Here is a 12,507-nt window from a genome sequence, read left to right as displayed (position 1 = left end):
TCGCTGGTCACGGCCGGTCGGCCGCTCTCGTCGCCAGCGACCGGTGACGGCGTGACAGCACGGACGAAGGTCGTGGCCGGCCGCACTGCCGGACCTCGGTACCCGGGAGGATGCCGGGGCTACCACCGGTCGCACCCGGACAAACGGTCGGCGCTGTGCATGGGTTACGGGACTGGCGGGGGCGAAATCACGGAAAGTGATCGTCGTCACGCCACCGCCTCGACCGTGAGCTGTGCGAACGCCCATCGACGGTCGCCACTCCCGCCAGCGGTTCTACGGTTGGAAGCCGTCCGGCAGCAGGCGGGCCAGTGCGCGCACCGCGCGGTACTGCAACGCCTTGATCGCACCCTCGTTCTTGCCCATCGCGCGCGCCGTCTCGGCGACCGAGAAGCCCTGCAGGAACCGCAGCACGATGCACTCCTGCTGCTCCGGGTTGAGCTGCTTGACCGCCCCGAGCAGGGCGACGTTGGTGATGTGCTCGACCACCGCCGCCTCCGGGCTGCCCTCGGGCCCCCGGTCCTCGCGGTCGGCGTCCAGCACGTCGCCGGTGGTGACCTCCAGCCGGTACCGGCCGGACTTGAAGTGGTCCGCCACCAGATTGCGGGCGATGGTGACCAGCCAGGCGCCGAGGTCGCGGCCCTGCCAGGTGAAGCTGCCGATCCGCTTGAGGGCGCGCAGGAACGTGTCGGAGGTGAGGTCCTCGGCCAGTTGGCGGTTGCCGACCCGGAAGTAGACGAACCGGAAGACGGTGTCGACGTACCGGTCGTAGATCAGGCCGAACGCCTCGGACTCGCCGGCCTGGGCCCGCTCGACCAGCGCCCACACCTCGGTGGCCGGGTCGGACGGGTCCGGACGGCTCGGGTAGCCGGTGGCGCCGGTCGGCGTGGCGGCCGCCGGCACCGCCGGGAGCACCGCGGTCTCCGTGGTGGACGGGTCGGTCGCGGTCGGCTCCGCGGCCCGCCGGGCCTGCGCCGGCATCGTCGGCCGGGCCGGGGCCGTGATCCGGCCACCGACCGGCTTCGTGTTGCCTCCGGGGGTCGCCGGTCGTGCCGGCGGCTCGTTGTGGTGCGGCCGGCTGCGGATCCGGCTGGACGTGCCCTCCCCGCGGGCGGCGAGGCTGCCCGGATCGTCCACCGGACCCCGGACGGCGTGGCGTTCGTTGACCGTGGCGCGGGTCGCCGGGCCGGTGCGGCCGAGGGGCCGTTCCGCGTAACCGAAGGTCGTCACCGGGTCGCCTCCGTCCCGTCGGCTGCCGGGCGCGCCGGTCGACGCGTCACGGGCGCCTCCCCACCGGAGGCACGCCGGCCGGGCAGGTCGGGTCGGGGGCGTGCCGGCGGGCGGCAAATCCCCTTGAGGTGCTGGTCCAATGCGCTCACAGGCACGGGGGCCTCCTCGGGCTGAGGGGTGTCGACTCACGGCAAATGGGGTGAGCCGACCCGAGTGATGATAGGGCCAACGTCACCCGCGCGTGGCAAGTCCGTTACACAGGGCCGAAGTATTTCCCGCCGTGTCGCACCAATGGCGGACCGGTTGTCCGTCGTGTGCGGTTGACTTTGCGACGGATCGCTGATCTGGAGTGGAAGCCCTGGTCAGTGGCACCGCAACGGGCGCGGCGTGGGGCTCGGCGGGGACAGTCCGCAGGGGAGTGTCCGGCCGGTCCCGCCGACCCTGGCACGTCCCATCGGCGGGACCGAGGTGTCTCGGCGATGCCGCGCCGCGTGTCTCGTTGACGGGACTGCCCGGCGCGGTCCGGCCTGCGGCGGGAGCCCGGGTGCGGGCATGGCCCGCAGGGCGCGGTTGTGCCAGACTCAGCCACCGTGCAGGACGCAGCCGACAGCTCCGCTAACCTCGCCGACCAGCTCCACCGGGCGGCCGTCGCCCACCGCGACCGACCCGCGCTGCACTGGCGCGAGCGGACCCTGAGCTGGTCCGAACTGGACGCCTCGGTGACCGCCACAGCCCATGCCCTCGCCGCCCAGTTGGGCGGCGGGCCGACCTCCGGGTCCGCCGGGTCCGGGGCGGCGGGCCGGCGGCCCGACGGGCACCCGCCCCGGGTGGCGATCGCGCTGGGCAACTCGCCGGACTTCGTGGTCAGCTACCTGGCCGCGCTGCGGGCCGGGCTGGTCGCCGTGCCGGTCAACCCCGGCTTCACCGCCCCCGAGCTGCGCCACGTGCTGGCCGACTCGGGCGCGTCCGCGCTGATCTGCACCGCCCGGGTGCGTGACCTCGTCGCCGGGGTCGCGGACCACCTGCCGGCGCTCACTGCCGTGCACACCACGCCTCCGGCGGCCGGCGGCCCCGGCACGTTCCCCGCCCGCGGCGGGGACGACCTGGCCGTGCTCCTCTACACCTCCGGCACCGAGGGGCGGCCGAAGGGCGCGATGCTCACGCACCGGGCCCTCGCCGCCAACCACGAGCAGGTGGCCCGGATCGACCCGCCCGTGGTCGGGCCGGACGACACCCTGTTGCTGGCGCTGCCGCTGTTCCACGCGTACGGGTTGAACTCGGGGCTCGGCGCGGTCGTCCACCATGGCGCGACCGGGGTGCTCGTCGACGACCTCGGCGTCGATGGAGGGCTCGCCGAGATCACCCGGCGCCGGGTCAGCGTGCTGGTCGGCGTACCGTCGATGTTCCTGACCTGGTCCACGGCGGACGCCGACGCGGTCGCCGCGGCGACGGACTCGGTGCGGGTCGCGGTCTGCGGCGCGGCGCCGCTGGAGTCGGCCGTCGCGGCGCGCTTCACCGCGGTCACCGGTCGCCCGGTGCACGTCGGGTACGGCCTGACGGAGACCGCGCCGGTGCTCACCTCCACCCTGGTGGGTGGGGAGCCGAAGCCCGGCTCGATCGGCCGGCCGCTGCCCGGCGTCGAGCTGCGCCTGGTCGGGCCGGACGGCGCCGACCTGTGGGGCGACGGCGCGGCCGCGCCGGATGACGACCCCGACGAGCTGGACCTCTCCGACGCGGCCCCGGGCACCGATCCGGGCCAGATCGTGGTGCGCGGGGCGAACCTGTTCTCCGGGTACTGGCCGGACGGGCGGGACGGGCCGGACGCGGACGGCTGGTGGGCGACCGGCGACGTGGCGTACGCCGACGACGACGGGGACCTCTTCCTGGTCGACCGGGTCGGCGAGCTGATCCTGGTCAACGGCTTCAACGTGTACCCGCACGAGGTGGAGCTGGTGCTCTCGGCGCACCCGGGGGTGGCCGAGTCGGCGGTACTCGGCGTGCCGCACCCGCGGACCGGCGAGACTGTCCGGGCGTACGTGGTGCCGGCGCCGGGGCGTCCGGTGACCGGCGAGGAACTGCTCGCCCACTGCGCCCGGAACCTGGCCCGGTTCAAGTGCCCGACCGCCGTCGAGTTCGTCGACGCCCTGCCGTACTCGGCGATCGGCAAGGTACGCAAGACCCTGCTCCGGCCGGCGCCGTCCCCGGCGGCTTCGGCCCCGGCGCCGTCCCAGGCGGCGCCGGACACCCGACCGCCGGCCCCGGCCGGCACCGGCACCACGGAGGACACCGATGCGTGAACCCCGGCTCACCCTGATCACCCGGCCCGGCTGCCACCTCTGCGAGGACGCCAAGGCGGCGCTGGACCGGGTGGCGGCGGTCACCGGCGACCAGTGGGTCGAGTGGGACGTCACCGACGACGTGGAGCTGGAGCGCGAATACGGCGACCGGCTGCCCGTGGTGCTGCTCGACGGCAAGGAGCACGGCTACTGGCGGGTGGAGGAGGAGCGGCTGCTGCGGGACCTGACCACCCCGCAGCTCTGAGCGTTGCCTATGGTGCTGCGATGACCCCTGTGCGCCTCCACCTCGTGTGGGACTGGAACGGCACCCTGCTCAACGACCTCAGCCTGGTGGTGGCCGCCACCAACGCGGCCTTCGCCAGCGTGGGCGGGCCCACCGTGACCGCCGACGAGCACCGGGTGAAGTTCCGCCGGCCGATCGCCGACTACTACGCCGAGGTGCTCGGCCAGGCGGTCGACGACGAGCAGTTCGGCCGCCTCGACAAGATCTTCCACGACGCGTACCGCGCCGGGTTGACCACCTGCCAGCTGGCTCACGACGCCACCGTCGCGATGGCCGCGTGGCCGGGCAGCCAGTCGCTGCTGTCCATGTGGTTCCACGACGAACTGGTGCCGGCCGTGCACACCTACGGTCTGACCGGGCGCTTTGTCCGGGTGGACGGGCTGCGCGCCACGGTCGGCGGCGACCGGAAGGCCGAGTCGCTCCGGCGGCACCTGGCCGAGCTGGGCGTGGCCGGCCGGGAGGTGGTGCTGATCGGCGATTCCGTCGACGACGCCGACGCCGCCCTGTCGGTCGGCGGCCGGGTCGTCCTCTACACCGGCGGCTTCACCGACCCGGACCGCCTGCGCTCCTCCGGCCACCCCGTCGCCGACACCCTCACCGAAGCCGTCACCCTCGCCCGCACCCTCCCCTGATGCGCCCCGCTGCGGTCAGTTCCGGAGGTAGGTGAGGACGGCGCGGACGCGGCGGTGTTGTTCGGTGTCCGGGGGGAGGTTGAGCTTCGTGAAGATGTTGCGGACGTGCTTCTCCACGGCGCCGTCGGTGACCACCAGGGTCCTGGCGATGGCGGTGTTCGAATGGCCCTCCGCCATCAGGGCGAGCACCTCGCGTTCCCGGGGGGTGAGTTCGCGCAGCGGGTCGTCGCGGCGGCGCCGGGCGAAGAGCTGGCCGACCACCTCCGGGTCGAGCACCGTGCCGCCGGCGGCCACCCGGTCCAGCGCGTCGAGGAACTCGTCGATCGCGGCCACCCGGTCCTTGAGCAGGTAGCCGATCCCGCCCCCGCCGGCACCGGTGGTGGCGAGCAGGTCGTCGGCGTACGACACCTCGACGTACTGGGAGAGGACCAGGATCGGGGTGCGGGGCACCAGGCGGCGCGCCTCCACCGCCGCCCGCAGCCCCTCGTCGGTGTGCGTCGGGGGCATCCGCACGTCGACGATCGACACCTCCGGGCGGTGCGCCACCACCGCCTCGACCAACGCGTCGCCGTCGGCCACCGCGGCGACCACCTGGTGCCCTCGCTCGTCGAGGAGCCGGATCAGCCCCTCCCGGAGCAGCACGGCGTCGTCCGCGATCACGATGCGCATGGGGTGTTGTCTACCACGCCGTCACAGCGGCAGATCCGCACGGATCTCGGTGGGGCCGCCCACCGGGCTGACCACGGAGAGCTGGCCGCCGGCGGCGCGGACCCGGTCGGCGATGCCGGCCAGCCCGTGTCCCTTGGCCAGGTGCGCGCCGCCCTGGCCGTCGTCGCCCACGGTCACCTCCAGCCGCTGGTCGTGCCGGGTCACGGTGACCTGGCACTCGGTCGCCCGGCCGTGCTTGGCGACGTTGGTCAGCGCCTCGGCGACCACGAAGTACCCGGTGTTCTCCACCGCCGGGTCGAGCCGCCCGCCCGGGCTGCCCAGCTCCGGGTCCACCCGCAGCTCGATCGGGATCAGGCCGCGCCCGGCGAGCGCCGCCAGCGCGCTGGGCAGCCCCCGGTCGACCAGGATCGGCGGCGCGATGCCTCGGGACAGGGTGCGCAGCTCCGCGAGGGTCTCCCGGGTCTGGGTGACCGCCTCGTCCAGCGTCCGCCCGGCGGCCTCCGGGTCGGAGGCGAGCTGCTGGCGGGCCCGGCTGAGGTCCATCGCCAGCCGGACCAGCCGCTGCTGCGGGCCGTCGTGGATGTCCCGCTCCAGCCGGCGCAGCGCGCTGGCCTCCGCCGAGACGGCGGCCCGCTTCTGCTCCTCCAGCACGGTGATCCGGTTGCGCATCTCGGCCACGCCGGTCAGCATCGCCCGGCCGAAGCTCGCCTGGAGCAGCGCGCAGCCGCGGACCACGATCGGCAGGCTGATCAGGAAGAACAGCCCGATCGCGGTGTGCAGGCCGATCCGGGCGGTGGTCGAGTCACCGAGGCCGAGCAGCTGGGCCAGGTCGTCCTCCTCCGGGCCGTGTGGCAGGGCCGAGTCGTACAGCCAGTAGAGCGTGCCGGCGACCGCCCCGGCCCACCAGACCAGCGTGACCACGAAGGTGGCGGCGGCCACGACCAGCTTCAGGATGCCGTGCGCCAGGTCGAGCCAGGACTGGGCGTCGCCCATCGGTAGGAAGATCCGCCGCCAGGCGCTGGCCCCCGGCTCCGGGAGCCGGTACTGCGGACGGATCCGGGGCTGCCGCAGCACGGCGGGCAGCCGCAGCCGCTCGATGTCGGCGAGGCCGCGGGCGGCGTACAGGGTGCCGCTGAGGACGGGCAGGCCGATCACCGTCACCACCAGCCCGAGACCGGCGGCGAGGCCGACCACGAGCACCACGAAGCTGGCCAGCGCGAGCGGGAGGCCGAGCAGGACGTACCCGGAGTCGAGGAAGAGCTGTCGGGAGATGGTCGGCGCCGGTACGGGGCGGTCGACGGCGGCGCGAACGGCGGTCATGCCACGAGGCTAGGCAGCGCGGCGACGCGGGCCCATCCCGCCGGCCGGCCTTCCCGGCGTAGGGCTGGCCCTACCGGGCGGGCACCGCCGGGCCTACCCGGTGTGATCCTCACAGCGGCACGCGGTCGCGTGATTGGTCAGAGAAGTCGTAATTGAGCAATAATCGCCACGCGGCGCCGGTGGCGGCTGCCGGATCGATCTTGCGGAATGGAGGGCCTGGTGGGGGCGCGTCGCGAGCCGACAAGATCGCGATTTGTGCACGTCTTCACAAGCGCCTACTCTGTAGTTCCGACGCGCCCTGCTAGCACAGCCGGCAACCTCGGCCGCCAGCGGGAGTCCCGAAACGGCCGGCCGCTGGAGCTGGCGGAGGATCGCACCGCACGGAGTCTCATGAGTCAGCACCGTCACCCAGGCGCGCCCGGTCGCGCCGGTGCCGTACCGGCGCTCCCGGACCTGCCCGAGGCGACCGTCGCGCGGCTTCCCGAGTACCTCCGTGCCCTGCACAACCTCGCCGAAACCGGTCACGAGACGGTGCCCAGCGAAGGTCTGGCCAGCGCCGCCGGGGTGAACTCCGCCAAGCTCCGCAAGGACCTGTCTCACCTCGGCTCGTACGGCACGCGTGGTGTCGGCTACGACGTGGCGCTGCTGATCGACCAGATCGAGTATGTGCTCGGGCTCACCCAGCGCCGGGCGGTCGCCCTGGTCGGGGTGGGTAACCTCGGTCACGCCCTGGCCGGCTACGACGGCTTCGCCAGCCGCGGCTTCCGGATCGCCGCGCTCCTCGACGCCGACCCGGCCCGCGTCGGCGAGGAGATCAACGGCCTGGTCGTCCGGCACATCGACGAGCTGCCGCGGATCGCCGTCGAGGAGTCGATCGCGATAGGGGTGATCGCCACGCCCGCCCAGGCCGCCCAACGGGTGGCTGACCAACTGGTCGCGGTCGGCGTGACGAGCATCCTGAACTTCGCGCCGTGCGTACTCTCGGTTCCGGAAGGGGTCGACGTGCGCAAGGTCGACCTCGCCATCGAGCTGCAGATCCTGTCCTTCCACGAGCACCGCAAGGCGTCTCTGACCGCGCTCCCCGCCACCGGCGGGTCCGCCCTCACCGCCCTGCCCGGCGGGTTCGGGGCCACCGACACCCAGGAGGCGATCGGCACGTGAAACTGCTCGTCGTCGGCGCGTCCTACCGCACCGCTCCGGTCGCCACGCTGGAGCAGCTCGCGGTCGCCCCCGCCGACCTCACCCGCATCCTGGGCCGCCTGGTCGCGCAGCCGTACGTCACCGAGGCCGTGCTCGTCTCCACCTGCAACCGGGTGGAGGTCTACGCTGTTGTGTCCGGTTTCCACGGCGGCCTCGGCGACATCTGCGCCGTCCTGGCCGAGCAGGCCGGGTGCCAGCCGGCCGCGCTCGCCAACCATCTCTACGTGCACTTCGACGCGGCCGCCGTCGACCACGTCTTCCGGGTCGCCGCCGGGCTCGACTCGATGGTGGTCGGCGAGGCGCAGATCCTCGGCCAGCTGCGCGACGCGTACCACTGGGCGAGCGGGGCCGACACCGCCGGCCGGCTGCTGCACGAGCTGATGCAGCAGGCGCTGCGGGTGGGCAAGCGGGCGCACGCGGAGACCGGCATCGACCGGGCCGGGCAGAGCGTGGTGACCGCCGCGCTGGACTTGGCCGCCGGTCACCTCGACGGCGGCCTGACCGGCCGTCCCGCGCTGGTGGTCGGGGCGGGGGCGATGGGCTCGCTGGGCGTGGCGACGCTGTCCCGGCTCGGCACCGGGCCGCTCACCGTGACCAACCGGGGCGCCGACCGGGCCGTCCGGCTGGCCGAGTCGTACGGCGCCACCGCCGCCCCGCTGGCCGAGTTGACCGCCACACTCCGCACAGTGGACATCGTAGTGGCGGCCACCGCGGCCACCGAACCGGTCCTCACCCGCGACGTGGTCGCCCGGGCGCTCGCCGACCGGGACCCGGCCCGGGGCCCGCTGGTCCTGCTCGACCTGGCCGTGCCGCGCGACGTCGAGGCGGGCGTCGCCGAGCTGCCCGGGGTCGAGGTGATCGACATCGACCGGATGGCGGCGCTCCTCGCCAACGGTCCGGCCGCCGCCGACGCCGCGGCCGTGGAGCGGATCGTGGCCGGTGAGGTCGACGGGTTCCTCACCTGGCTGCGTGGCGCCGACGTGGCGCCGACCGTGGCCGCGCTGCGCGGCCGCGCCGACGACGTGGTCACCGCCGAGCTGCACCGGCTGGCCCAGCGCCGCCCCGACCTCAGCGACGAACAGCGTGCGGAGGTGGCCCGGACGGTGCACCGGGTGGTCCAGCGACTGCTGCACCAGCCCACCGTGCGGGTCCGCCAGCTCGCCGCCGAACCCGGCGGCGACCAGTACGCGGCCCTGCTGCGCGAACTGTTCGACCTCCAGGTGCCGCAGACCTCCCCGGTCGACACCGTCCCCGACGTCGTGGACACCGACGTCCCGCCCGCCGGAGGTGAGCGATGAGTGCCCCCCTGCGCCTCGGCACCCGGGCCAGCAAGCTGGCGATGGCCCAGTCCGGGCAGGTCGCCGAGGCCCTGACCGCCGCCACCGGCCGTGAGGTCGAGCTGGTCGAGGTGGTCACCGCCGGCGACCGCTCGTCCGCGCCGGTGCACCGGCTCGGCGTCGGCGTGTTCGTCTCCGCGCTGCGCGACGCGCTGGCCGCCCGCACCATCGACTTCGCGGTGCACTCCTACAAGGACCTGCCCAGCGCGGCGGCGGCCGGCCTGCACGTCGCGGCCGTGCCACCCCGGCAGGACCCGCGCGACGCGCTGGTCGCCACGGGCGGCCGTACGCTCGCCGAGCTGCCAGCCGGCGCGCTGGTGGGCACCGGCGCGCTGCGCCGCATCGCCCAGCTGCACGCCCTCGGGATGCAGCTGCAGGTCACCCCGATCCGCGGCAACGTCGACACCCGCCTGGCGCGGGTGCTCGGCCCCGAAGCCGACCTGGACGCCGTCGTGCTGGCCCGGGCCGGGCTGGCCCGCCTAAACCGGACGGACGTGATCACCGAGACGCTCGACCCGATGCTGATGCTGCCCGCACCCGCCCAGGGCGCGCTGGCCGTGGAGTGCCGGGTCGACGACCGGGACCTGGTCGAGCTGCTCGCCGTGCTCGACCACGCACCGTCGCGCGCCGCGGTCACCGCGGAGCGCGCGCTGCTGGCCACCCTGGAGGCCGGATGCTCCGCACCGGTCGCCGCCTACGCCGAACTCGCCGAGGGCGACGCCGGCGAGGAGATCTACCTGCGCGGGGCGGTGATCAGTCCGGACGGTGCCCGAGACCTCCGGCTGTCCCGCACCGGTACGCCCGCCGACGCGGCGGAGATCGGCAAGGCACTCGCCGCCGAACTCCTCGACCTCGGCGCCGACTCGATCCTCGGCCAAGAACGACACACCGGCCCGGGGACCCAGCAATTTGGGAGCACAGAATGACCCGCACCCGTAAGCCCGTAGGCCGCATCGCGTTCGTCGGGGCCGGCCCCGGCGACCCGGGCCTGCTGACCCGCCGGGCGCACGACGCCCTGGTCGACGCCGACCAGGTGGTGTACGACCGGGGACTCCCCGAGTCGCTGCTCGACGCCGTGCGCGCCCAGGCCAAGTCCGACGCCCAGTTCACCCCGGCGGAGGGTGCGCCGGGTGACGTGGCGAAGGTGCTGATCTCGGCGGCCCGCTCCGGGTCGAACGCGGTGCACCTGGTCGCCGGGGACCCGTTCGGCCACGACTCGGTGGTCAAGGAGGTGCAGGCGGTGGCGCGCACCGCCGCGCACTTCGAGGTGGTGCCGGGGGTGGGCCAGGCCGAGGGCGTGGCGACCTACGCGGGGGTGCCGCTGCCAGGGGTACGGACCGCGGCCGACGTCGAGGACGTCAGCACCCTGGACTTCGAGGCGCTGGCGGCGGCCGTCGGCCGGGGCTCGCTGGCCCTCGCGGTGGACGCCGGCGACCTCGCCGCGATCCGCGACGGGCTGCTCGCCGCCGGCGTCGACGGTGGCACCGCCGTCGGGGTGACCGGCGACGGCACCGGTGAGACGCAGTACACCACCACGTCGACGGTGGACTCGTTCGTCGCGGCGGCGCTCGGCTTCACCGGCCGGGTGGTGCTCACCATCGGTGCGGGCGTCGGCCAGCGGGACAAGCTCAGCTGGTGGGAGAACCGGCCGCTGTACGGCTGGAAGGTTCTCGTACCCCGGACCAAGGAGCAGGCCGGCGTGATGAGCGCGCGGCTGCGCGCGTACGGGGCCATCCCGTGCGAGGTGCCGACCATCGCGGTCGAGCCGCCGCGCACCCCGGCGCAGATGGAGCGCGCGGTCAAGGGCCTGGTCGACGGCCGGTACGCCTGGGTGATCTTCACCTCGGTCAACGCGGTCCGCGCGGTCTGGGAGAAGTTCGCCGAGCACGGCCTGGACGCCCGCCACTTCGGCGGCGTCAAGATCGCCTGCATCGGCGAGGCGACCGCCGACGCGGTCCGCGCCTTCGGCATCCAGACCGAGCTGGTGCCGTCGGGGGAGCAGTCCTCCGAAGGGCTGCTGGCCGAGTTCTCGCCGCACGACGAGATCCTCGACCCGGTGGGCCGGGTGCTGCTGCCGCGCGCCGACATCGCCACCGAGACCCTCGCCGCCGGGCTCACCGAGCGCGGCTGGGAGGTCGACGACGTGACCGCGTACCGGACGGTCCGGGCCGCGCCGCCGCCGGCCGAGATCCGCGACGCGATCAAGTCGGGTGGGTTCGACGCGGTGCTCTTCACGTCTTCCTCGACCGTGCGCAATCTCGTCGGTATCGCGGGGAAGCCGCATGCCCGTACCGTTGTTGCTGTGATCGGGCCCAAGACGGCGGAGACGGCGACGGAGTTCGGCCTGCGGGTCGACGTCCAGCCGCCCCACGCCTCGGTCCCCGATCTGGTGGAGGCGCTCGCCGCCTACGCCGTCGAACTGCGGGAGAAGCTCGCCGCCATGCCGGCCAAGCAGCGCCGCGGCTCGAAGGTGCAGGGGCCGACCGCCCTGAGGTTCCGGTAGTCGCAGGAGGCCCGTATGCCGTACCCCGAGATCCGGCCCCGCCGGCTGCGCCGCACGGCGGCCATCCGCCGGCTGGTCTCCGAGACTCGCGTCGACCCGGCCGAGCTGGTCGTGCCGATGTTCGTCAAGGAGGGGCTGACCGAGCCGCGGGCCATCGCCTCGCTCCCGGGGGTGCTCCAGCACTCCCGGGACTCGTTGCGCAAGGCGGCGGTCGAGGCGGTCCAGGCCGGCGTCGGCGGAATCATGCTCTTCGGGGTGCCGGCCGAGCGGGACGCGACCGGTTCCGGCGGGATCGACCCGAACGGCATCCTCAACGTGGCGATCCGCGACGTGGTGTCCGAGGTGGGTGACGCCACCGTGGTGATGAGCGACCTCTGCCTGGACGAGTTCACCTCGCACGGGCACTGCGGCCTGCTCGCCCCGGACGGTGGCGTGGACAACGACGCCACGCTCGCCGCGTACGCCGAGATGGCGGTGGCCCAGGCCGCCGCCGGGGTAGGGGTGGTCGGGCCGTCCGGGATGATGGACGGCCAGGTCGGGGTGGTGCGCGGGGCGCTCGACGCCGCCGGCCACCAGGACGTGGCCGTGCTGGCGTACGCGGTGAAGTACGCCTCGGCGTTCTTCGGCCCGTTCCGCGACGCGGTGGAGTCGGCGCTGCAGGGGGACCGGCGCACCTACCAGCAGGACCCGGCGAACCTGCGGGAGTCGCTGCGGGAGGTCGAGCTGGACGTGGCCGAGGGCGCCGACCTGGTGATGGTCAAGCCGGCCCTGCCGTACCTCGACGTGGTGTCGGCGGTCCGCGCCGCGGTCGACGTTCCCGTGGCCGCCTACCAGGTCTCCGGTGAGTACGCGATGGTCGAGGCGGCCGCCGCGAACGGCTGGGTCGACCGGGAGCGGATCATGCTGGAGACCCTCACCTCGATCCGGCGCGCCGGCGCGCAGATCATCCTCACCTACTGGGCCGTCGAGGCCGCCCAGCTGCTCCGCGAGGGCTACTGACCGACCCGGGCGGGTCGCCGCTCGGCACCCCGCCCGTCCC

11 protein-coding genes are annotated in these 12,507 nt (G+C 74.3%); 8 read left to right on the top strand and 3 right to left on the bottom strand.

The genetic code is table 11. The features are described from left to right. Window positions 1–273 precede the first annotated feature (273 nt). Window positions 274–1,227: an ECF subfamily RNA polymerase sigma factor, BldN family gene (locus tag C1I99_RS08475; RefSeq protein ID WP_111133653.1), complete on the bottom strand. Its 954-nt coding sequence runs from the start codon at window positions 1,225–1,227 to the stop codon at window positions 274–276. 590 nt (window positions 1,228–1,817) lie between these two features. Between C1I99_RS08475 and C1I99_RS08470 the strand changes: the two genes are divergently transcribed. Genes C1I99_RS08470 through C1I99_RS08460 form a run of 3 tightly spaced genes read left to right on the top strand, consistent with a single transcriptional unit; the run spans window position 1,818 to window position 4,439 of the window. After that, the gene (locus C1I99_RS08470) at window positions 1,818–3,524 is read left to right on the top strand and encodes an AMP-binding protein (RefSeq protein WP_199562053.1); all 1,707 of its coding nucleotides are present in this window, start codon (window positions 1,818–1,820) and stop codon (window positions 3,522–3,524) included. Next, window positions 3,517–3,768, top strand: a complete 252-nt coding sequence (locus C1I99_RS08465; RefSeq protein ID WP_111133651.1) for a glutaredoxin family protein — start codon at window positions 3,517–3,519, stop codon at window positions 3,766–3,768. The genes C1I99_RS08470 and C1I99_RS08465 overlap by 8 nt, the downstream gene beginning before the upstream one ends. A 20-nt stretch (window positions 3,769–3,788) precedes the next feature. Next, on the top strand, window positions 3,789–4,439 hold the full coding sequence (locus C1I99_RS08460) for an HAD family hydrolase (RefSeq protein WP_111133650.1): 651 nt from the start codon (window positions 3,789–3,791) through the stop codon (window positions 4,437–4,439). A gap of 15 nt (window positions 4,440–4,454) precedes the next feature. Here C1I99_RS08460 and C1I99_RS08455 read toward each other — a convergent pair whose 3' ends face one another. Together C1I99_RS08455 and C1I99_RS08450 are read right to left on the bottom strand one after the other, a co-directional pair. Further along, window positions 4,455–5,108, bottom strand: a complete 654-nt coding sequence (locus tag C1I99_RS08455; protein ID WP_111133649.1) for a response regulator transcription factor — start codon at window positions 5,106–5,108, stop codon at window positions 4,455–4,457. A 21-nt stretch (window positions 5,109–5,129) separates the two neighbouring features. Further along, the gene (locus C1I99_RS08450) at window positions 5,130–6,428 is read right to left on the bottom strand and encodes a sensor histidine kinase (protein ID WP_111133648.1); all 1,299 of its coding nucleotides are present in this window, start codon (window positions 6,426–6,428) and stop codon (window positions 5,130–5,132) included. Between the two features lie 390 nt (window positions 6,429–6,818). Between C1I99_RS08450 and C1I99_RS08445 the strand changes: the two genes are divergently transcribed. From C1I99_RS08445 to hemB, 5 genes are read left to right on the top strand one after another with little or no spacing between them, the layout of a single operon-like run. Then, window positions 6,819–7,589, top strand: coding sequence for a redox-sensing transcriptional repressor Rex (locus tag C1I99_RS08445; protein ID WP_111133647.1), 771 nt, complete (start codon window positions 6,819–6,821; stop codon window positions 7,587–7,589). Beyond that, window positions 7,586–8,926 carry a glutamyl-tRNA reductase gene (locus tag C1I99_RS08440; protein WP_111133646.1) on the top strand — a complete coding sequence of 447 codons (1,341 nt, stop codon included), beginning with the start codon at window positions 7,586–7,588 and terminating at the stop codon, window positions 8,924–8,926. The genes C1I99_RS08445 and C1I99_RS08440 overlap by 4 nt, the downstream gene beginning before the upstream one ends. After that, on the top strand, window positions 8,923–9,891 hold the full coding sequence (gene hemC, locus C1I99_RS08435) for a hydroxymethylbilane synthase (RefSeq protein ID WP_111133645.1): 969 nt from the start codon (window positions 8,923–8,925) through the stop codon (window positions 9,889–9,891). Before C1I99_RS08440 ends, hemC begins: the two co-directional genes overlap by 4 nt. After that, the gene (locus tag C1I99_RS08430) at window positions 9,888–11,468 is read left to right on the top strand and encodes a bifunctional uroporphyrinogen-III C-methyltransferase/uroporphyrinogen-III synthase (protein ID WP_111133644.1); all 1,581 of its coding nucleotides are present in this window, start codon (window positions 9,888–9,890) and stop codon (window positions 11,466–11,468) included. Before hemC ends, C1I99_RS08430 begins: the two co-directional genes overlap by 4 nt. 15 nt (window positions 11,469–11,483) lie before the next feature. Then, window positions 11,484–12,467, top strand: a complete 984-nt coding sequence (hemB, locus tag C1I99_RS08425; protein WP_111133643.1) for a porphobilinogen synthase — start codon at window positions 11,484–11,486, stop codon at window positions 12,465–12,467. The last annotated feature ends 40 nt before the right edge of the window (window positions 12,468–12,507 follow it).

Origin of the sequence: Micromonospora deserti, assembly GCF_003236335.1 — a bacterium.
GTDB classification, from domain to species: Bacteria; Actinomycetota; Actinomycetes; order Mycobacteriales; family Micromonosporaceae; genus Micromonospora; species Micromonospora deserti.
This window is presented reverse-complemented; position numbering and strand designations above follow the sequence as displayed.

What these genes read in the sequence shown, in the direction of transcription:
- C1I99_RS08430 (WP_111133644.1), top strand. Translation starts at nt 9,888, where the DNA reads ATGACCCGCACCCGTAAGCCCGTAGGCCGCATCGCGTTCGTCGGGGCC.
- hemB (WP_111133643.1), top strand. Translation starts at nt 11,484, where the DNA reads ATGCCGTACCCCGAGATCCGGCCCCGCCGGCTGCGCCGCACGGCGGCC.
- C1I99_RS08445 (WP_111133647.1), top strand. Translation starts at nt 6,819, where the DNA reads ATGAGTCAGCACCGTCACCCAGGCGCGCCCGGTCGCGCCGGTGCCGTA.
- C1I99_RS08465 (WP_111133651.1), top strand. Translation starts at nt 3,517, where the DNA reads ATGCGTGAACCCCGGCTCACCCTGATCACCCGGCCCGGCTGCCACCTC.
- hemC (WP_111133645.1), top strand. Translation starts at nt 8,923, where the DNA reads ATGAGTGCCCCCCTGCGCCTCGGCACCCGGGCCAGCAAGCTGGCGATG.
- C1I99_RS08450 (WP_111133648.1), bottom strand. Translation starts at nt 6,428, where the DNA reads ATGACCGCCGTTCGCGCCGCCGTCGACCGCCCCGTACCGGCGCCGACC.
- C1I99_RS08460 (WP_111133650.1), top strand. Translation starts at nt 3,789, where the DNA reads ATGACCCCTGTGCGCCTCCACCTCGTGTGGGACTGGAACGGCACCCTG.
- C1I99_RS08455 (WP_111133649.1), bottom strand. Translation starts at nt 5,108, where the DNA reads ATGCGCATCGTGATCGCGGACGACGCCGTGCTGCTCCGGGAGGGGCTG.